This is a genomic window from Bacillus sp. TE9106W (genome assembly GCF_054062215.1).
This window is the reverse complement of record NZ_JBSSFA010000013.1, coordinates 121,781-142,143: the sequence shown is the minus strand read 5'-3', so window position 1 is coordinate 142,143 and position 20,363 is coordinate 121,781. Positions and strand designations below refer to the sequence as shown.

At 34.1% G+C, this 20,363-nt stretch carries 24 protein-coding genes and 2 pseudogenes; 10 read left to right on the top strand and 16 right to left on the bottom strand.

All coding sequences use genetic code 11. From position 1 onward, the window contains the following. Positions 1-105 precede the first annotated feature (105 nt). Positions 106-696 (top strand): TetR/AcrR family transcriptional regulator, encoded by a 591-nt coding sequence (locus tag ACVWY7_RS21220; RefSeq protein ID WP_002080094.1) that lies wholly within the window; start codon positions 106-108, stop codon positions 694-696. Between the two features lie 284 nt (positions 697-980). Here the strand turns inward: ACVWY7_RS21220 and ACVWY7_RS21215 are convergent, their stop codons facing one another. After that, entirely contained in the window at positions 981-1,238 is a 258-nt protein-coding gene (locus tag ACVWY7_RS21215) for a DUF3963 domain-containing protein (protein ID WP_001036210.1), read from the bottom strand. Between the two features lie 146 nt (positions 1,239-1,384). Then, positions 1,385-1,864, bottom strand: coding sequence for a GyrI-like domain-containing protein (locus ACVWY7_RS21210; protein WP_105989640.1), 480 nt, complete (start codon positions 1,862-1,864; stop codon positions 1,385-1,387). A gap of 110 nt (positions 1,865-1,974) precedes the next feature. Between ACVWY7_RS21210 and ACVWY7_RS21205 the strand changes: the two genes are divergently transcribed. Continuing rightward, positions 1,975-2,937 (top strand): helix-turn-helix transcriptional regulator, encoded by a 963-nt coding sequence (locus tag ACVWY7_RS21205; RefSeq protein ID WP_000755036.1) that lies wholly within the window; start codon positions 1,975-1,977, stop codon positions 2,935-2,937. Positions 2,938-3,074: 137 nt separating this feature from the next. Here the strand turns inward: ACVWY7_RS21205 and ACVWY7_RS21200 are convergent, their stop codons facing one another. The 6 genes from ACVWY7_RS21200 to hcp form a co-directional block, all read right to left on the bottom strand. Continuing rightward, positions 3,075-3,446 (bottom strand): DUF805 domain-containing protein, encoded by a 372-nt coding sequence (locus tag ACVWY7_RS21200; RefSeq protein WP_001267898.1) that lies wholly within the window; start codon positions 3,444-3,446, stop codon positions 3,075-3,077. A 292-nt stretch (positions 3,447-3,738) separates the two neighbouring features. After that, positions 3,739-4,488: an ABC transporter permease gene (locus ACVWY7_RS21195; RefSeq protein ID WP_000837828.1), complete on the bottom strand. Its 750-nt coding sequence runs from the start codon at positions 4,486-4,488 to the stop codon at positions 3,739-3,741. Continuing rightward, positions 4,489-5,250: an ABC transporter ATP-binding protein gene (locus tag ACVWY7_RS21190; protein ID WP_000063340.1), complete on the bottom strand. Its 762-nt coding sequence runs from the start codon at positions 5,248-5,250 to the stop codon at positions 4,489-4,491. A gap of 156 nt (positions 5,251-5,406) precedes the next feature. Then, positions 5,407-5,748: a DUF1048 domain-containing protein gene (locus ACVWY7_RS21185; RefSeq protein ID WP_000889650.1), complete on the bottom strand. Its 342-nt coding sequence runs from the start codon at positions 5,746-5,748 to the stop codon at positions 5,407-5,409. 75 nt (positions 5,749-5,823) lie between these two features. Then, a complete protein-coding gene (locus ACVWY7_RS21180) occupies positions 5,824-6,144 on the bottom strand; it encodes a PadR family transcriptional regulator (RefSeq protein ID WP_000429484.1) in 321 nt (106 codons plus the stop codon). 423 nt (positions 6,145-6,567) lie between these two features. After that, entirely contained in the window at positions 6,568-7,854 is a 1,287-nt protein-coding gene (gene hcp / locus ACVWY7_RS21175; protein ID WP_033681987.1) for a hydroxylamine reductase, read from the bottom strand. A gap of 259 nt (positions 7,855-8,113) precedes the next feature. On the opposite strand from hcp, the gene ACVWY7_RS21170 reads away from it, so the two are divergent. Continuing rightward, positions 8,114-9,145, top strand: a complete 1,032-nt coding sequence (locus tag ACVWY7_RS21170; RefSeq protein WP_073525287.1) for a hypothetical protein — start codon at positions 8,114-8,116, stop codon at positions 9,143-9,145. A 613-nt stretch (positions 9,146-9,758) separates the two neighbouring features. On the opposite strand, the gene bla2 is transcribed toward ACVWY7_RS21170, so the two are convergent. Further along, a complete protein-coding gene (bla2, locus tag ACVWY7_RS21165) occupies positions 9,759-10,529 on the bottom strand; it encodes a BcII family subclass B1 metallo-beta-lactamase (RefSeq protein WP_073525288.1) in 771 nt (256 codons plus the stop codon). Between the two features lie 138 nt (positions 10,530-10,667). Then, a pseudogene (locus ACVWY7_RS21160) lies at positions 10,668-10,745 on the bottom strand (GH25 family lysozyme); the annotation flags it as partial. On the opposite strand from ACVWY7_RS21160, the gene ACVWY7_RS21155 reads away from it, so the two are divergent. Then, on the top strand, positions 10,725-11,012 hold the full coding sequence (locus ACVWY7_RS21155) for a DUF3784 domain-containing protein (protein WP_073525290.1): 288 nt from the start codon (positions 10,725-10,727) through the stop codon (positions 11,010-11,012). The pseudogene ACVWY7_RS21160 and the gene ACVWY7_RS21155 overlap by 21 nt on opposite strands. Before the next feature lie 30 nt (positions 11,013-11,042). On the opposite strand, the gene ACVWY7_RS21150 is transcribed toward ACVWY7_RS21155, so the two are convergent. Further along, positions 11,043-11,324: a hypothetical protein gene (locus ACVWY7_RS21150; RefSeq protein WP_000397700.1), complete on the bottom strand. Its 282-nt coding sequence runs from the start codon at positions 11,322-11,324 to the stop codon at positions 11,043-11,045. Positions 11,325-11,457: 133 nt separating this feature from the next. On the opposite strand from ACVWY7_RS21150, the gene ACVWY7_RS21145 reads away from it, so the two are divergent. Both ACVWY7_RS21145 and ACVWY7_RS21140 read left to right on the top strand, forming a co-directional pair. Beyond that, positions 11,458-11,652: a hypothetical protein gene (locus ACVWY7_RS21145; protein ID WP_000819599.1), complete on the top strand. Its 195-nt coding sequence runs from the start codon at positions 11,458-11,460 to the stop codon at positions 11,650-11,652. Positions 11,653-11,762: 110 nt separating this feature from the next. Further along, a pseudogene (locus ACVWY7_RS21140) lies at positions 11,763-12,801 on the top strand (serine hydrolase domain-containing protein). 36 nt (positions 12,802-12,837) lie between these two features. Here ACVWY7_RS21140 and ACVWY7_RS21135 read toward each other — a convergent pair. From ACVWY7_RS21135 to yeiL, 4 genes are all read right to left on the bottom strand, one after another. Then, positions 12,838-13,086, bottom strand: coding sequence for a hypothetical protein (locus ACVWY7_RS21135; RefSeq protein ID WP_073525292.1), 249 nt, complete (start codon positions 13,084-13,086; stop codon positions 12,838-12,840). A gap of 278 nt (positions 13,087-13,364) precedes the next feature. Beyond that, positions 13,365-14,408 (bottom strand): flavin-containing monooxygenase, encoded by a 1,044-nt coding sequence (locus tag ACVWY7_RS21130; protein ID WP_000653899.1) that lies wholly within the window; start codon positions 14,406-14,408, stop codon positions 13,365-13,367. Positions 14,409-14,579: 171 nt separating this feature from the next. Next, complete coding sequence (locus ACVWY7_RS21125) at positions 14,580-14,933, bottom strand: glyoxalase superfamily protein (protein ID WP_000632409.1); 354 nt, start codon at positions 14,931-14,933, stop codon at positions 14,580-14,582. A gap of 13 nt (positions 14,934-14,946) precedes the next feature. Further along, positions 14,947-15,639, bottom strand: coding sequence for a transcriptional regulator YeiL (gene yeiL, locus ACVWY7_RS21120; protein ID WP_000717651.1), 693 nt, complete (start codon positions 15,637-15,639; stop codon positions 14,947-14,949). A gap of 107 nt (positions 15,640-15,746) precedes the next feature. On the opposite strand from yeiL, the gene ACVWY7_RS21115 reads away from it, so the two are divergent. The 4 genes from ACVWY7_RS21115 to ACVWY7_RS21100 all read left to right on the top strand — a co-directional run bounded on the left by ACVWY7_RS21115 (position 15,747) and on the right by ACVWY7_RS21100 (position 18,757). Further along, complete coding sequence (locus ACVWY7_RS21115; protein ID WP_033681984.1) at positions 15,747-16,193, top strand: DMT family transporter; 447 nt, start codon at positions 15,747-15,749, stop codon at positions 16,191-16,193. A 13-nt stretch (positions 16,194-16,206) separates the two neighbouring features. Then, complete coding sequence (locus tag ACVWY7_RS21110; RefSeq protein ID WP_000967626.1) at positions 16,207-16,671, top strand: DMT family transporter; 465 nt, start codon at positions 16,207-16,209, stop codon at positions 16,669-16,671. A gap of 89 nt (positions 16,672-16,760) precedes the next feature. After that, a complete protein-coding gene (locus tag ACVWY7_RS21105) occupies positions 16,761-17,255 on the top strand; it encodes a hypothetical protein (RefSeq protein ID WP_073525293.1) in 495 nt (164 codons plus the stop codon). 482 nt (positions 17,256-17,737) lie between these two features. Continuing rightward, entirely contained in the window at positions 17,738-18,757 is a 1,020-nt protein-coding gene (locus tag ACVWY7_RS21100; RefSeq protein WP_073525297.1) for a zinc-binding alcohol dehydrogenase family protein, read from the top strand. A 48-nt stretch (positions 18,758-18,805) separates the two neighbouring features. Here the strand turns inward: ACVWY7_RS21100 and ACVWY7_RS21095 are convergent, their stop codons facing one another. Then, on the bottom strand, positions 18,806-20,197 hold the full coding sequence (locus tag ACVWY7_RS21095; RefSeq protein WP_001284418.1) for an amino acid permease: 1,392 nt from the start codon (positions 20,195-20,197) through the stop codon (positions 18,806-18,808). Positions 20,198-20,363 lie beyond the last annotated feature (166 nt).

The following is a 20,363-nucleotide window of genomic DNA, read 5'->3' as shown; positions in this document are numbered from 1 at the left end:
TACGGACAGGAAAAAGGTGAGATTCCTTTTCGGTAGTTGGCATTTGACTTGGTTCGCCAACAATTTATAGATTTTTATAAGAATTTCAAACCAGGACTACAAAGCATGACTAAAGTTGATACGGTAAAAGAAAAGATTATTGAAACATCTTTATATTTATTTAATACTAATGGGATAACTCGCACATCCATTCAGGATATAATGACAGCCACTGAACTACCGAAAGGATCTATTTATCGTAGATTCAAAAATAAAGAAGAAATTGTTCTTGCTGCCTACGACAAAAGTGGTGAGATTATGTGGAGTCATTTTCATAAAGCAATGGAAAATAAAAAGACAGCAATCGATAAAATCCTTGCAATTTTCCTTGTATATCAAGATGCAGCTAATAATCCTCCTATTGCTGGAGGCTGTCCATTGCTTAATAGCGCAATTGAAAGTACTGGCGTATTTCCAGAATTACAAAAAGCAGCAGCAAAAGGCTATGATGATACAGTAATGTTAATGGCTTCTCTCATTAAAGAAGGAATAGAGAAACATGAACTTAAAGAAGATATAGACATTAGATCGCTCGCTTCTTTTCTTGCATCTTCAATGGAGGGCGCTATTATGGCAAGTCGAGTATCGAACGATAATATACACCACCAGTATTTTATTGAACAAATAAAACATCACCTTTTCTCTTATTCTAAATAAGTGAGAACTTGCATTGCTTGCATTCAATTTTTATAGACTTAAACTGAATAAACCCCTCTCATAAAAAGTATTTACTGCTTATAAGAGGGGGATTCGTTTTTAGCAAATGTAGCTTTTGGGATGCTGTATATTATGCATACTACCAATCTCTTTTTCACATACCTCTCCTTTTTATTTAAAAGAATATCCACTTTGGTTTCTCCGTTTAAAGAATTACCTAGTTCCCTTTTCCTATAGATAGACAAAATATTGGGCACTAAATGAACTGTCCCTGAAGTAAGGTTCTAAAAATATCCTATCCATAGAGCTACTACAGCAACTACTAACAAAGCAAAACAAAATGTGATATTTCGAATCCACTTTTGTATATCATCAAAATACTTTTCTATAAATGGAGTGTAAATAGAAAGCATAAGAAGTAGCACAATGAAAGTAAAGGATCCCAATTTATCGTTAAATTTTTCATTAGTAAATGTGCTTACATGAAGGAAAAGAAAAACAAATGTTACTATGAATAGCTCAAATAATCTTTTTTTATTCACTCCGCCACCACCTTACAAAAATTCCTTTTTATTCCATTTTATCAGAGCATAATGTGTAGTAGTATATGAATATTATACTCACGTCAAAAAGGCCAACAATTCAAGATTGTTAGCCTCTACATTCCATAATCATATCTTTTATCACTTTACTTCCTAACAACTGGAATCCACATTTCACCAAACACTAAACCATTTCTTTGTCCCATCTCAACCGTTGTATTTGGCCCACCAACATAAGCAAAATCTGTTGCTTCTCGTAAAGCTTGACCGAAGGCGATGCCAGTAAGCTTATTACTTAACTCTTCAGCCGTTTTGTCTTCCCCTTTTACTACTAAGTATTCTCCCTTCGGAAACTGTATCACTCTAGATTCTTCTTCTATTTGTGCTTCTGTCATAACACCCGCATAATACATCATCTTGTTATTCACCGCTTCGCTCACAGAAAAAATGTAATCATTTGTAGCTAGAGCTTTTAAAGTATCCAGCCTTCCATCTTCTTTAACAGCCGACCAAAAGTCTTCCTTTTCTTTTTTTATTCCAACAAAATCTGTATATTCACTCTTAATTTCAGTTCCAATACCTAACACAATAAAGCTATTTTTTTCTTCAATCGTATAATTTTTCATATTCAAAACCTTCCTTCTTTTAAATTGAATCAAATGATTTATCTTTTCATTTGATAAGTTTATAATATCTTTAAATCATGTCAAAAAATGATACTGTTTAGGAGACTCCAATGAAAAAAGTTGAACGGATTAATACAATTATGCGGTATATCAACAACCGCTCCCACTTTACAATTTCAGAAATCATACGAGAATTTAACATATCACGATCAACAGCTATTAGGGACATTAGAGAAATAGAAGCTATGGGCATGCCACTTGTTGCTGAAGTTGGGAGGACTGGGGGATATTTTGTTATGCATAACTCTATCCTGCCCGTTGTTCGCTTTACTGATAACGAAGTGAAAGCTCTTTTTATTGCCTTTATGGCTACAAGAAATCAACAACTTCCCTATTTAAAAAGTCGTCAATCTTTAGCCGAAAAACTGTTAGGACTCATCTCAGAAACCCAGCAAGATGATATCGTTCTTTTAAATCAACTCTTGCTGTTTGAAGGGACAAACCCTCATAATCCTGATTTACTTGAGCTTTCTGATCTCCCTCACCCTATGTTAGAAAAACTCATTCAAATACTTCTTTTGGATAGACATTTATTGATTTCCATTAAAGAAGAGAAAGAAATCAAGTCTTATTCCATTTATCTATTACACCTGTATCAAGAAAAAAGTCAATGGATCATTGAAGGGTTTGACTTAAAAGAAGAAAAGAAGAGGATGTTTCCTGTCGATCATCTCATCCATATCGAACCATACACGACGAAAAAAAAGCTAAATAAGAAAAAGATTTTAGAAAAACTAAGTAAGAAGGATGAAGCGATTAACCTTATACTTGAACTTGGTCCAAAAGCAATTGCCCAGTTCAAAAAATACCACCCTTTCAAAATTTCAATATCTTATACAAATCCTTACCAATCTACAGCTATTTTAAAAACATTTATCGATGTTCACAATTCCGATGAAGTAACGGAAATAGCAAATTGGCTACTTTTCCTAGGTAAAGATATTACAATTAGAGAAATGCCTGAAGAAGTATTAAAAGATTTACAAGAGCGGTTATGCTTATACACTCCATAAGCAGTGACTAGTTAAACCTCAAAATATTGAGTTTAACTAATCACTGCTTAACGAGGCTTCTATGAATAATACAACAAAAAAGGTGTGAACTAGCTTTTAGTTCACACCTTTTTATATTAGAGTTTCCTATAAATACATTAAATTGCTTGTTTAAGATTTGAATGTGGATTTGGTCCATACTTATTATCACCTTCATCACTTTCAATGATACAAAACACAAGCAGAACCGCTCCTCCAAATGGCACCAAATTTAATAACTGCCACCATCCTGTTTTTCCACTATCATGTAATCGACGAGCTTCCACTGCCAAAGTAGGAACGATAAAAATTGCTATATATATCAAAGTAATATTAGCTCTTAAGTAAAAGGCAGACGAAGAATAAGAGGCCAAATATATTAATGACCAAAACGTAACCTTATTAACTAAAGTAAAAATCCAGTACTCTTTTCTCGTAGCTCTCCCACTAAATTTCGCATAGTTTTTGAGAGTATATAAATACCATCTCATTTGAACCGCTCCCTTTTCCATCCCCTAAACAATTAGGTTATACATTATATACCTTATAAGTATAAATATAACATCTTTAACCTCTATTTTTATATAGAATATTCCGTTTATTTTTAAGTTATTTTTGTGAAGCGTTACATACTATACTTCAAGACATGTGTATTCGATTTATTATTCTCCTATTTACTTTAAAACTACTACAATTAAGCAAACTATGAATGTATTATTAAAGCACGGAAAATCTTCCCGTGCTTTTTCAAAGATATATATTATTTCGGAGGATTTGATTTACTTACCCTAACTGGCGTTTAAATGCTTTACTAGCGAAAAAGTAAGAGCTGATCATGATTCCTACGCACCAAGCGAGCGCAATCCAAATATCGTTTCCAACAGTTCCTTCATATAAAAGAGCACGAATCGCATTCACGATTGAAGTTACAGGCTGGTTTTCAGCAAATGCACGAACAATTTTCGGCATCGTTTCGGTAGGTACGAAGGCTGAACTAATAAATGGAAGAAAAACTAGTGGGTACGAGTACGCTGTCGCCCCTTCCATAGACTTTGCCGTCAGCCCTGGAATGATAGCCAACCATGTTAGCGCTAACGTAAACATCCCTAGTATCCCAGCTACCCCAAGCCAATCTAGAATATTCGCACTGGAACGGAAGCCCATTAAGAGTGCAACAAGAATAACAACTACGATAGTAAGTACATTCGCAACAAGAGAGGTTAAAACGTGAGCCCACAATATCGATGAACGCTTAATTGGCATCGTAATAAAACGTGCCATAAGCCCACTCTTTACATCCGTAAATAATCGTACAGAAGTGTAAGCGACACCAGATGCGATAGCCATTAGCAAAATTCCCGGCAATAAATAATTGACGTAGTTATCTGTTCCTGTTTGTATTGCGCCGCCAAATACGTAAACAAACAATAGCATCATCATAATCGGTGTAATCGCTACCGTAATAATTGTATCTGGACTACGCATAATATTGCGCATTAAGCGCCCAAGTAATACCCCTGTTTTGCTTTTCATTTACATCTCCTCCTTTTTGCCAATGATCGCAAGGAATATTTCTTCCAATGTAGGCTGCTTCTCGATATACTCCACTTTTGCTGGCGGGAACATCTCTTTCAGTTCAGTAAGAGTACCTGTCGTAATAATTTTTCCACCATGTAAAATAGCGATACGGTCAGCTAATTGTTCTGCTTCCTCTAAATACTGGGTTGTTAGTAAGATGGTTGTTCCTCCACCAGCAAGTTCTTTAACTGTATCCCACACTTCAATCCGTGCTTCAGGATCAAGCCCAGTCGTTGGTTCGTCAAGAAAAATAACTGCTGGCGCCCCGATCAAACTCATCGCGATATCAAGTCGGCGCTTCATCCCGCCTGAATACTGATCTGCCCTCTGATTAGCCGCATCAGTCAGGCTAAATCTTTCAAGCAAATTGTCAGCGACTTGAACGGGATTGGAAACACCACGTAACTTAGCGATCATTATCAAGTTTTCTTTCCCCGTCAACATGCCGTCTAAAGCTGCAAACTGTCCTGTCAAACTGATACTTTGACGAACATGATCTGGTTGGCGCTTGATATCAAATCCGCAAATCCTTACTTCACCGCTATCTTGCTTCATTAGCGTCGAGAGGATGTTGACCGCCGTCGTCTTTCCCGCTCCATTTGAGCCTAGCAGCGCGAAAATTTCACCACGCTGCACTTCAAAATCCACTCCCTTTAAGACTTCTTTATCTTTAAAAGATTTTTTTAATCCTTTTACAGAAACAGCTGCATTACTCATACTTTTTCCCCCTTTATCAAAATAGATTACCTATACCCTCTATTTAGTATCACTAATAATCTGTAATACTTAGTAGTGATTTAAAAATATAACTGAATAGCGATGGTAGCAATTCACATTTGTAACCAGCTAATCAGTTGGTATTCCTAATTGTATTTATTTTTTTCTCAACTTCTTCATAATACTTTCATTCAAATCTTCACGATACTTGGAGACATACGTTTTAGCGTTTGCCACTAGTTCGTCAGCAAAAGATGCCACATCTTCCCCAGTAATATCTAGCACTTGTCTACCTTCCGCTGCACCAGCTTCAAACAAATCGATTAATTCGTACTGAATGTGCAGCATATCCATTCCGTTGCCGGTCGAAAAATTCCACATGTAGTTTTGAATTTTCTTAAACACAAACTGATAGTCCTCTGGCAGTGCTGCAACACGTGCCATCATCATTCTGTACTCTTTTTTATCACCAATTAATTTTTTGAATATTTCCAACATCTTATTTTCCTCCTTTTTTATAAAGCAGAACAAAAAACTCTCCAAATATGAGCCGAAACATTTTATATTATGAGGCTAATTTGACTTCAAGACATTAATTTTTGACGATACAAAATCCCATTTTCTCCAAAATAATTCAAGCTCCTGACGGCCAGCTTCATTTAATGAATAAAACTTACGAGGCGGCCCCATATCTGATGGTTTCTTTTCAATATTCACAAGCTTTTTCTTCTCTAATCGTACGAGGATGGTATAGACCGTTCCTTCCACGACTTCGGTAAACCCAAGATCATTCAGGTGGCGAGTAATCTCATAACCATACGTTTCACGGCGACTAATGATTTCCAGCACACACCCTTCCAATGAACCTTTCAACATTTCAGTTAAATTTTCCATGTTCTGATCCTCCTTTACCCCCTATTCTGTCTGACTTATATTCAGTATTACAGAGTACTAAGGCGAATTTTTACTGAATAGCTTTTGAGTAAAACTACACTATTCAGTATTACTTATTACAACTACATTGTATGACTAAGTAGCGATACATGTCAACTGATTTTCAAATTTCTTCTAAAATCCGCTATTACCTATTACTTAGTGAAAATTTTTTTAAGAAACAACACTACTCAGTATCACCTATTACAACTACATTGTATGACTGAGTAGCTGTAAATGTCAACTCGATTTTTATATTTTTCTAAAATCAACTATTACCCACCCCGCTAAGAAAAGAAAATACCCCAAAACAATAATTCTACATTTTTGTTTTGGGGCGCTATAAGCTAGCTCTTCTTCTAAATAAAACAATTCATCCTCTTGTTACGATAACATCATTTCCATATCTTCTGCTGCAGTTGTAATTAATTTTAAACCGAATGTTTCTTGTAATACATCGAGCACGCCAGCTGAAATAAATTCAGGCGCCTTTGGACCTATGCGAATATCTTGAATTCCAAGACTAAATAGCCCAAGCAAAATAGCAACCGCTTTTTGTTCAAACCAAGATAAGACAATGCTTACTGGCAATTCATTCACTTCGCATTGGAAAGCATCAGCTAAAGTAGCCGCTATTTTCACTGTAGAAATGGAATTATTACATTGTCCTAAGTCGATGTAGCGCGGAATCTCGGTACCAGGTACAACGCCGTAATCCACATCATTAAAACGGAATTTACCGCAAGAAGTCGTTAAAATCACTGTCTCCGGCGGAAGTGACGTCGCTAATTCACGATAATATTCTCCGCCTTTTCCCGGTGCATCACAACCGGCGATAACAAAGAAGCGCTTAATCTTCCCTTCTTTTACTGCCTCAATAATTTCCGGAGCTAATGATAATACTGTATTATGATGAAACCCTGTTACTAACTGTTCATCCGAATCCATATGTACTTCTGGAAGTTCAAGTGCTTTTTGAATCAATGGTGTAAAATCATCATTTTCAATTTTTTGTACGCCCTCTAGTCCTGCAATATCATATGAAAAGAATCGATCAGAGTACGATCCTTTAATTGGCATAACACAGTTCGTTGTCGCTAATATGGCACCTGTAAATTTTTCAAAAAGGCGTCTTTGATCATACCATGCCTTACCGATGTTTCCTTTTAAATGTTTATATTTTTTCAGCTGCGGATACCCGTGTGCTGGTAACATTTCCGAATGCGTATAAATATTAATTTCTTTTCCTTCTGTTTGTTTTAATAATTCTTCTAACGCAAATAAATTATGGCCTGTAACTACAATAGCTTTACCTTCTACACGGTTTTGTGTAATTTGAACAGGCTCTGGAACACCAAAATGATTCGTATGTGCCTCATCTAGCAACTCCATTACTCGTAAAGCCGATTTCCCAACTTTCATAGCCATATCAATATGTTCTTGTTCATTAAAATTAGAATTTGTTAATGTCATATACAGCGCTTCTTGCGTTGTAGCATCTACAAAAGCATCCGTATACCCTAGCTGAGCAGCATGCGTACGATAAGCCGCAATTCCTTTTAGCCCAAACACAATCGTATCTTGTAAACTCGCAATCGTTTCATTCTTGCCACAAACACCCATTACTTTACATCCGCCTGTTGGCGTTTGTTCACATTGATAACAAAACATATCATCCCACCCTCTCCCAATCATTAATTACACCCTAAGCATAATATCCATTGAAAAAAAGTGATGTGATATCAATCACAATAATATATAAAGATTTGTGACAGTTCATATTGTTGACATAATATTTTTACTGTCTTCTGATTTTGATACTTGCGCATAATATATCAGCGCGCTTTTATGAAATACAAATATCATATCGATCTAATATTTCACAAAATTTTCCTTCCTGATGGTACAATTAAAGTTATGGAGGGATAATATGGTATATATGATGTCTTATTACGGCATACTGTTTCTTATACTCGGTATTGCAGTATTTCTGTTTATTATGGCTGGGTCACGAAAAATTAGAAATAAAAATCTTTCATTCGTAATGATCGGTTTAGGGATAAATATACTTACAAGTCCAGTGGCACTTTTTATAGGGGGGATGGCAACAGATTCTCCATATAGTACTGTCTTTGATTTTTGGAAAGGATTTCTCTTTATTCAAGGAATACCTCTTTTCTTACTACTTATAGCTTTCATTTGGTGGTCTATTCGCCCGCCTAAAGTAAATATTCAAACTAGTATTGAAAAAGGCCTTGACCAAAATATGAAAAGCACTAAGAAAAAAACGACACGAGGACGTACAATTACTGCCCTACGTATTTTAATTCCAATTATTTTAGTAGTAGGCTGTTTTTCTTACATTTTGTATTTATACGACGTTACACTAAAAAAAAGTCATTCTCCAAATAATATAAATACGATTAAAGTAGTAAAAATAGATTCAGACTCTTCTCTTGGTTCCTCTCCCGTCAGAATTAAATACGGCTTATGGGAACATTTTGACACAAATATTGCAAATGATGGGGAACGTCTCGATTCTTCAAACGTTACAATAGATTGGAAAAACGATTATGAAGCAACAATAACTCTACGAAGCAAAGAATCCGTACCTGAAGTTGTGGAATTTAACATATCAAATAAATCCAATGGTTCTGTTTTTAAGAAGGTACAAAAAGTGGTCAGTTCCTTTACCTTTCAAAAAAGTGAATCTCCAAGTCTAATAAATATTATCGAATTAAGAGAAACAATAAAATCAAAAGGACCAAGTCCCAGTTCAACTGTAAGAATCTATTATGGGGAAAGAGGTAGCATTTTAAAAAAATATAAAGAGGTTACTCTTAAGGAAATGTATACGACAGAGAACTTCAAGATCACTTGGAGAAACGATGAACAAGTACAGGTAGAAGTATTAGAGGAAAATGTAGTAACAACTAGCATCATGATTGATTTATCAAAATGAATCTATTTTTCACATATAATAACTGCGTTCTATCCGGCACACGAGAGATACATAGCATTTACAAATAAAGTGAAACTTTAATCAGTGGGGGGCATCCCCCACTGATTATTAGTTGAACCAATCGGACTTTTATGGGCAGTTGATCGATCCCCCACCTAACTTCTTTGCTTTCGCTGAATTTTGAGGTGGGGGTCTTACTGCCCATTAAAGCGGGATAAATAGATTTATAGACTGATGAGTCACCCCTTTCTTTACAATACATTTACATTATCTTAACATTGTTTACATTATTTATATGATATATTTATATAGAATCTACTTAAGAAATTTCATGTACATTGTAATCTTTATAATCTCTTATCTAATTAATAAGAGATTATGTTTATATTTTTATACCAGGGGTGAATGAGGATGACTGAAACTTTAAAAACACTTATAATGCTTGATGCTACTTACGTTGTTATCGCAATTATGACGGTACTGGTATTTGTATACTTGGAATTAAAATCTCAGTAATATATGCTGACGTAATCGACAGATTCAGCATTTAAATATAGTTAGAAGAAAGAGAGGAGAAAATTATTTCTCCTCTCTTTTGTATTTCTACAATTTCTTATTTTAATAAATCTAATGTATGTAAAAGTAATCCCCTGTCCCCTACTTCTCCATGACCAGGTACTACCAAATTTATATTTTCATATCGCTTCAGCACATTCTCAATCGATGTAGACCACTCATTTACATAAGCATCAGTAACATTTCCTAAATCTTTCGTGGACGCAGACTTCACTAAACAGCCTCCAACTAACATGTTGTATTGTGGTAACCATACGACGATATTATCTTCTGTATGTCCTTTCCCTGGGTAAAACGTTTCTACTTTCATATTTCCAAACTTCAATTTCATAATTGTTTGTAAGTCTCCAAGTGGTTCTTCATATCCATTTTTCTTTGCTAGTTCCGCAGTTAACGTTGTACTATGCGTTTTAATGCCTCTTTCTTTCAACGTTTTTATTCCGCCAATCCGATCAGCGTGTGCATGTGTAATAATAACATCCGTTACACTCTTCTTAAATTTCTTTTCTGCCATCTCTATTAATTCCTTCGTTAACTTATCATCCCAAGAAGAATCGACAAGTACTAATCCTTTAGAAGTATTAAGGATTAAACCGTTCGAAGGAACTGCTTCTCCGTTAAAATAACCTAACTCCGTATGAACCCAAACATTTTTGTTTAACTGAGAAATTGAAATAGTTCCTGTCTCATTTTTTATTACTTTATGCTCTATCGTTCGTTCTGCTTGTACAGAAGAAATTGTACTAACAAATGGAGTTATTCCTAGTAAACTAACACATACCCCTAATTTTAATAATGTATTTTTCATTTTCTCCACCCTTTCTTTCAAACGAAATATTTATTACCTATATTAGACAATTCATCTCAAATGTTTGTTCCATCTTTACTTGCATATTTTTTATGTATTTAACAAAAAAAGTGTACAAAATGTTGTACACTTTAAAACTTAATCTTTCATTCCATAATTCTCAAACTCTTCCTCATTCCCATAAAATACATTTAAATCAATATACTTTTCTTTTCCATATTCATACTAGCAATCATTTCATTTGCACTAGCTTATTTCATCGGAGTAAAACAATACACTTGGCTCTTATCAGGATTCAATGAACGCCGCGTGCCAGATAAAGTGAAGTTATCCAAAATAGTTGGTCTTTATAATTTAACTGCTGGTGTTATTGCCACAATTGGTAGCGTCTTCCTTACTCCTAATGTGAAAATCGTATTTCCTATCATTATAATTGGACACTTTATAATCGCTGCTTATGTAAATACACGCATGGTGCAGTAAAAAAAGATCACCCAAATGGATGATCTTTTCTTATAATTTATCAACATATTGCTTTGCTTCTAGTAAAGAAAAGCCAAAAGCTTCTCTTACTCTCTTAACTGCTGTAACCGTTTTTCCTTCTTCCATAAGCTGACGCAGCTCTTTATTAATCTCAGGTTCTCTATCTACAATTCCCATTTCTTTCGTAATTAGCTGTAATCTATCTTCCATCCTCTTTAAACGTGCATCCGTCTTCTTTTCAATTTTATTTAACTTTTCAACGATATAAATAAACCCAAAGATCGCTATCGGTATGATCATCCAAAATTCCATGACTATTCCTCCTCACTAGCTTTCATTTGTTTTATTTCACTAACTTATGTAAATTTTACCACGAAACACACTTAATGTATAATAGTAATATACAACAATATTGATAAACCTTTTATTTCAGGGGAGACACTTAATGAAAAGATTTTTAAAGACGCTACTACAATTTGTAGTTCTTTCAATTGCACTACATGTATTATTTGATATCGTTGGCTGGCTTGTTTTCAATGCGCCAATTAAAAACAAAGTAAGCATTATTTCCTTTATTACAGCCTCATGGCTTATGTACATGTACCGCGATAAATTTTTTAAAGCATTCACTTCGAATTAACTAAAAAACTTCATCTTTGATCGATGAAGTTTTTCTTTTTCTCTCATTCTCTCTATTTACTACTGTATAATAGAACTAACATTCTGTCTTTTTTGAAGAAAGGAGTCACTATGAAATTAAAAAGTAACAATATATACGAAAAAATGAACCAATATTCCGTTGTAGGTTTAAGTCTTGCTGTTATACGCGACGGCAAACTAGATGAAACAGCTGCTTTCGGAACGCTTGAATCCGGAACTAATAGAACTGTCACTATAGATTCCATATTCAATTCTTGTTCTATTAGTAAATTTATCACCACAATTCTCGTACTAACATTATCCGATCTCAAAATCGTACATTTAGACGAAGACGTTAATGATAGACTCACATCTTGGAACATCCCTACTAATCTATTTACTTCACAGAAAAAAAGTCACATTGCGAAACTTGTTAAGTCACCAATCTGGAATCATTGATCCTCCTAATAGCTTTGAACATTATCTACTTGCACAAGGGCAACCAAACATGTCTGAACTCCTTGCCGGTAAAACACTATATTGCCCAGTACCGATAGAAGTAACTTATAAACCAGAAAGCGAATTTCACTACTCGGATGCAAACTTTTGTATAATCGAAATACTACTTGAAGATATAACTGGAAAGCCATTCAACCTTTTACTAGAAGAATATATATTTCAACCACTGCAAATGAAGAATAGTACAATCTTCTCTCCTGAAGACATAGATAAAACCGATGCTTTTGCTTGCGGACATAATAAAGATGGTACCGTTACAAATGAGAAGTATCCATTTTATCCATTCGCAGCTGCTTCAGGTATTTGGACAACACCAACTGACTTATCAGCTTTAGTTATTGAAATCATTCATTCCTTACAAGGAAAAGGCAAACTAAAACTTTCTCAAAAAACAGTACAAGATATGATTTCTCCTCAAGGGTGCTCAAAATGGACTGGCTTAGGTGTTTTTCTAGATGATTTGAATGAAGACTTACAAATTTATTCACTCGGATGGGGCGTTGGATTTCAATGTATGATGATATGCTATCCATACCGAGGTAATGGTGCTATTATAATGACGAACGCTGACTTAGGTGTTCATCAAATGGAAGGGATTATTGGTGACGTTTTAAAAACGTTATCGTTATAATGAAAAAGAAAGAAGCTGTTCCTTTCAGCTTCTTTCTTATATAACATTTTTCGCAACAATTTTTATATGTTCTGGTGCGATAATCTCCGTTATACTTTCTTGGAAATCTTCATGTAACATTTCTTCAATATGTTCTAGCTGCACTTCAACATGTGTGCATTCTAAAGTATGTATATTTAATAGTGCATAATGATTTTTTTTCTTAATTACTAAATATTGATTTTCCTCTGTTACAAGTACCGATCCTAATCGTACTCCTAGTAGGCGTTGATCATCAAACTTCACAATCGCTTCCCCTTTCTACTTTAAAAATATAAAGACTATAAAAAACCCAATTTAAGGAAATAATTCCTATATAGACTATATCACACTTTAGTAAAATATAAATATCATATTTCCTTTTACTAAAAACCCTTATTCTTTTATATATTTCGATACAAAAAACTTTCTCAACATAAAATTAGAATTTTCAGTTTTTGTTCTTTTGAAAATCTATTATAATAAAGTTAATAAATGTTTGACCTCTCCTAATTCATGTACATATGGATGATCAGTAGTCGCTGCTACTGATCTATTTTTTTGATTTCAGAAAGCAAATATGCTGCATCCTTTCCTACACCACAAATAAGTGCAGAGCCTCTTTGAGACTGCCACGGTAAACCGATATAATACAATCCTCCTACTGGACTTATCCCCTTTACATGATTGGGAAGTCCATTCTCATTCACTGCCTTTTCAATTTCAATCCAGTTATAATTCTGAATAAAACCTGTTGACCATATAATACTTTCTGCACTATATGTTTCACCGTTCTGAAACATAATATTATTTTCTGATGCACTAACCACTTTTTCCTGTAGTTGTATTGCTCCATTACGAATGAGTTCCTTACCTTCAAATCCAAAAATGGGATCCTTTCTTTTCTGAAACCATTTCCCCCTCTTTGTATTTACTTCAGCGTACAATAAACCCAATTTGTCTAACCAATTGAAAATACTTTTTCTAAAAAGATGTAACGGTAAAAACGTTAAAGGATGACTAATAGACATTGTAACTTCATGAGTCTTTGCAAATTCTACTGCTATTTGCATTCCTGAATTTCCACCACCTACTACTAGTACTTTCCCCTGTGGAATTTGTGATGGTGATTTATATTGTGATGAATGTATTTGAAAAACATGTGATGATAGATTTGCTGAAACTGAGGGAATAAATGGTTGCTGAAAACCACCTGTTGCGATAATAACTTTTTTCGTTTGTAGAATCTCTGTAGAAGTATGTAATTCAAATATTCCTTTCTCTTTTCTTATTTTTAAAACTTCAGTTTGCAATTGTACCGGTAATTGAAAATGTCTTACATATTCTTCTAAATAAGTTGCAATTTCATCTTTATATGGAAATTCATTTTTTTCACCTATTAACGCCATACCTGGCAAGCTACTGTAAGACCTTGGGGTAAAAAGCTGCAAAGAATCATATCTATTTCTCCATGAATCACCAACTCGGTTTCCTGCCTCAAGTAATAAAAAATTATACCCTTCTTGCTTCAAGTAATATCCCATTGTTAATCCAGCTTGACCCGCTCCAATAATAATTAGGTCTTTCATTATAATACCTCCTTTCCTTAAACACATGAATACTTGTTCATATATTCATATGTTTCCATAATGATAACATTTTATTTTTATATAATTCAATATATACTCAAAATAAAAAAGAGCAGTTTACCATAAAGTAAACACCTCTTCGTTGTAACCCCCTATTTTGATAAAATATCCCTAAACCCTCTCCTCATAAAATATAATTCTATTTGAAAACGGATCAATCACAGTTAATTCAATTGTACCCCAAGGTGTTTTTTCTATATTCGGCTTCGAATAAGCATATTCTTTACTTAATAATACAGAATGATAATCCTTTACATCATCTATTTTGATCCGAATCGCACCACCTGGTGAGGCATCACCATGATGTTCTGATAAATGCATCACAGCATCATGTAACGAAATTTGCATATATAATGGCATATGTTCCTCATAACGATGTTCCCAATCCATTTTAAATCCTAAAAAACCTAAGTAAAATAGCTTTGCTTTTTCAATATCAAAAATTCTAAATATAGGTGTTATCATTTATACTCTCCTCCTATTTATAAACATCTGCTGCCAATTCTCTCAAAACATCCACATTCACTACTTCAAAGCAACCATTGTTTTTCTTTATAATCTCTTTATCACAAAAGATATTCAACGTTCGTAATAAGTGTCGATAACTCGTTCCTAACAATTCCGCTGTTTCCGTTAAATTCCCACTAAATACAATTCTATTTCCATGCTGTACTGCCCGTTCTCCTGCCGCTAATATGTAGCTCGCAAGTCTATTTTCAAGTGGATATAGTAAATTAATTGTACTATTCTTTGAGAGTCGGTTTAATTTATGTGCCAATGATCCGCAAATACATCTTAAAAATTTCGCATCATGAAATAGCTGGTTTCTCACTTTTCCTAAAGGCAGACCAACACAATATGAATCTGCCATCACTTGTACATTTGAAGTAATCCTTTGAGAATGAATTAACTCCACATCTCCTAACAACTGCAAGCTATCATAAAAGCATAATAATACAGATTTTCCGTTACTTAATGTATTAAACGCTTTCGCTTTTCCTTCTACAAAAAAATATAAATAATCTATCTCTTCATTTTCTCTACAAATAAATTCATTCTTTTTAAAAAATATAAGTTCCATATACGGCTGCATATCATTACTAAAAAATGAATCAATATTATTTTGTTTCATATACTCTGCTAATTTAATAGAATTACATATTTTCTTCATAGTCCCCCACCTTTACAACTCATCCCATTGTAATCAAAATTTTCTTCTTCCACTATGACATATGTCATAGTAATACACAATTTCAGCATGATACAGTCATTACAAATATGAAATACAAAGGGGATATTACATTGTATAACTTTCTTTCTGTCTTTATTGGTGTGCTCATCGCCGTTATGCTTCCATTGAATGGGATTTTATCTGAGTTAATTGGCAAGTATACAGCAAGCGTTGTCATTCACCTTGTCGGTTTAATTGCAGTTATTTTCGTTTTAATCATAAACAAATATAAAATTCGTTTCGATAAAGGGATTCCACTTTTTTTATATAGCGCTGGAGCAATTGGAGTATTCACTGTTCTTTTTAATAATATAAGTTTCTCCGTCCTTGGTGCCTCTATTACGATCGCATTAAGTTTACTCGGCCAATCCATCGCTTCCATCGTTATTGATCATTTCGGCTTATTAGGAATGAAGGTTGCTAAATTTGAAAAGAAAAAACTAATTGGATTATGTTTCATCTCTTCTGGAATTATAATTATGACAATTTATTAATGGAGGCAAGAAAATGTTATATGTTACGATCGCTATTTTAGCTGGTGTTTCTATCGTCGTTGCTAGAATTATTAACGCAAATTTAGCAAAAGAAATTGGGAATTGGGAAGGCACTTTTTTTAATTATATTACTGGATTATTTTTCTCTATATTATTTTTAATGTTCAGTTCAGATTCATTGTACATTCCAATGCATACGTTACAGTCCATTCCTATCGCTGTATATTTAGGCGGATTAGTAGGCGTTATTGTTATTTCATTATCCAACTATATTACTCCTAAAATATCAGCATTTTATTTAACGTTACTTATCTTTATCGGACAATTATTTGCAGGAACTATTATTGACTTCTTCCTGACAAATGAACTCTCTATAGGTAAAGTTATCGGTGGTATTTTCGTATTAATTGGGCTTACTTACAATTTACTCGTTGATCGCCCAATAAAAACAGTGAAACATAACCACGTTCAACTATAATACTTTATGCTTACCTATCATATATTAATAGAAAAGTTCTTCACATGAAGTAATAGAGAGGAGAATATTCTATTAAAAAAATTATTTTACTGCTTTGTAGCACATTGACTATTTGTGGAATCATATGGTTTGTAAACTTTGGAAAATCTATTCAAGATTTGTATACAGCAAATAAGCCAAAGAAAAAAGCTACTATTATTTCAACGCAAAGGGATCCAAATGAGCCTCCTGTCTTCTTAGGAAAACAGAAAATAAAAGATATACATGTCGAGTCCATTAAAACAAAAAAAGATATCTTTCTCACAAAAACAGATGAATTAAAAACGTTTATTAACAGTATGGATACCGCAAAAAAAGGAAAATTAACATTAGATGAAGAAGGTTCAGATTTAATAGATTGTGATATGTGGATTACATTTGAGGATGGGACTTATAAAAAATATTTCATATGGGTAGTTGATCATCACAGTAGCGAAGTGATGATTGCTCAGCAAGATACTCCTGATGATGTAAACCTTACTTATTACCAATTAAGTGAAGACAATTCGAAAAAAGTATATAGCTTATTTAAAAAGATTATGTAATAGAGAAAAGAGCTGTGCTAGAATTTTTTTAGCACAGCTCCTTCTATTTTTATTTATATATTTCCTATTTCATGTGCTATCATAGCATTACTTATTATTTATTAATTTACGAATAACATTTGACGATACTACGACTGAAAGATAACATATTACGATACCTATAAAACTAACAGTAAAACCATCTGTATGAACAATAATAAACTTTAACATACTAACATTCATTACGTATGCGATTAAAAGATATATCATGAAAACTGACATCACTATTATGTAGTCCATATTTGTTAATTTTTGTGTCATTAGCTATTCACCTCGCAGTTTCTTCTTTACTAAATTATACTACACACACCGTAATTTTTAAACTATTACAAAAATTACTACTCCTACGAAAAACATTAAATTAAATCTACTTTTTTACATAACAACCTTTCTCCATCTATAATAAAAGAGAAAGAACTCTTACTTTAATGGAGGGAATACAAATGAAAGCAATTGGTTTACATGAATATTTACCTATTGAAGAAGAAAACAGTTTAATTGATATGGAAATTGAAAGGCCTGTTGCTACAGGAAGAGATATACTCGTTAAAATTAACGCTATTTCCGTTAATCCAGTTGATACAAAAGTTCGATCTCCAAAAGAGAAAAAAGAAGATGTAGCGAAAATACTTGGCTGGGATGCGAGTGGTATTGTTGTACAAACCGGCGAAAATTGTACATTATTTAAAGAAGGCGACGAAGTGTTTTACGCTGGAAGCATTACGAGACAAGGTACATATAGTGAATACCACCTAGTTGATGAAAGAATCGTTGGTAAAAAGCCAAAGACGTTAAGTGATGCTGAATCTGCAGCACTTCCTTTAACAGCTATTACGGCTTGGGAAGGTTTATTCGAACGTTTAGGCATTGATTATAATAAGAAAGATACAAATACATTTAAAAACATTTTAATTATAGGCGGAGCTGGTGGTGTCGGTTCAATTGCCATTCAACTTGCGAAATGGGCTGGATTGAATGTAATCGCAACTGCATCCCGCACTGAAACGATACACTGGGTTGAAAAATTCGGTGCCGATTATATCATTAACCATCACCAACCTTTACAAGAACAAATAGTAGAGTTTGGGCTAAAAGATGTAGATTATATTTTCTGCTTAAATAATACAGATCAGCATTGGCGAGCAATATGTGACCTCATTAAACCACAAGGGAAAATTTGCTCTATCGTAGAAAATGAACACCCTCTTGAAATGGGGATTTTAAAAAGTAAAAGTGCTACACTCGTTTGGGAGTTTATGTTCACAAAAGCGATGTATGAAACTGGCGATATGATTACGCAGCACGAACTATTAAATAAAGTAAGTGAACTATTAGATGAAGGTATTTTAAAGACTACATTAAATGAAACATTCACACCAATTAACGCTCAAAATGTAAAAAAAGCACATGCCCTGCTTGAAAGCGGAAGTACAATTGGGAAAATCGTTTTAGAAAAGTTTTAATAACAAAAAGTCCGATTTCTCATTTAGAAATCGGACTTTTTACTATCTTTATTTACTTGAAATCTCTTGATCATTTGGAACATCTAATGGAGGTCGTTTCCCTATTCCGAAAGCATAGAAACTAATTGTAACGATAGCTAAGAAAATAATACCTACAACTAATGAAATACGCGTATCATCGTTAAACCACATTCCGATTAATACCATAATTAAAAAGGCAATTGTTAAATAGTTTGTCACAGGAGCAAACGGCATTTTGAACGGATGATCTTTCATCTCTGCTCCCTTTTCTTTTCTAAAATTAATTTGACTAATTAAAATGACAAACCATGGTACCATACCAGGAAGTACACTCGCACTATATACATATACGAATAAGTTTTTCGGTGCGATATAACTTAAAACAACACCGACCGCTAAACCGATAATTACGCCAACTGTACCAAATAAAGGCACACCATTTCCAGAAAGTTTCGTGAAATATTTCGGTGCTTGTCCATTTACACCTAATGTATATAGCATACGACCAGCACTATAAATACCACTATTACAACCAGACATTGCTGCTGTAATAACAACAAAGTTAATTAATCCCGCAGCAGCCGTAATACCAACTTTCGCAAAAGTTGCTACGAACGGACTTCCAATTGTACTTAATTGATCCCACGGATACACAGTTACAATAACGAAAATAGCACCAATATAGAAAATTAAAATACGCCAAATTGTACTTTGAATCGCTCTTGTAAGTGTCTTCTTTGGATCCTTCGCTTCACCAGCAGTAATACCAATTAATTCCACACCTTGGTATGCACCAACTACAAGTGATAATGCAAAGAAGAATCCAGAAAAACCACCTGTAAAGAAACCGCCATTTGACCAAAGATTCGATATGCCAATCGCTTCTCCACCGTTACCAATTCCAAAGAAAATAAGTCCAAATCCCGCAATAATCATTAATAGAATCGTAACGATTTTAATCATCGCAAACCAAAATTCAAATTCACCAAATGACTTAACAGAAATTAAGTTAGCTGCGCCAAGAATAACCATTGCGATTACACCTGGTATCCAAGCTGGTAAATCAGGGAACCAATATTGCATATACGCTCCAACTGCGATAATCTCTGACATCCCAACGATAACCCACTGGAACCAGTTGCTCCACGCTGTCATATAACCAGCTAGCGGATGAATATACTTATGACCAAATGTCGCAAATGAACCTGTACTTGGCTCCATATACAACATTTCTCCCATGGCACGCATGATGAAGAAGATAAAAATACCTGCAATTGCATACGCAAGCATAACTGACGGACCTGTCCATTTAATTGTGCTGGCTGACCCCATAAACAAACCAACACCAATCGTTCCGCCTAAAGCAATCATTTGAATATGACGTGCTTCTAAACCTCTTTTCAATTCTTTGTTTGCCACTTCACTTCCCCCTCTTAGATGATTCATAGCCGCATTTTAAAACAAGATGCTTTCCCCTAATTCCTTTCGGCCCTGAAAATGATGAAGCAAACGTCATTTTACACTAGCTTTAAAGCTATCCTAAAATCGTTTTGTTGCTTCTTATAAAATTCTCAAAACCTTTCAT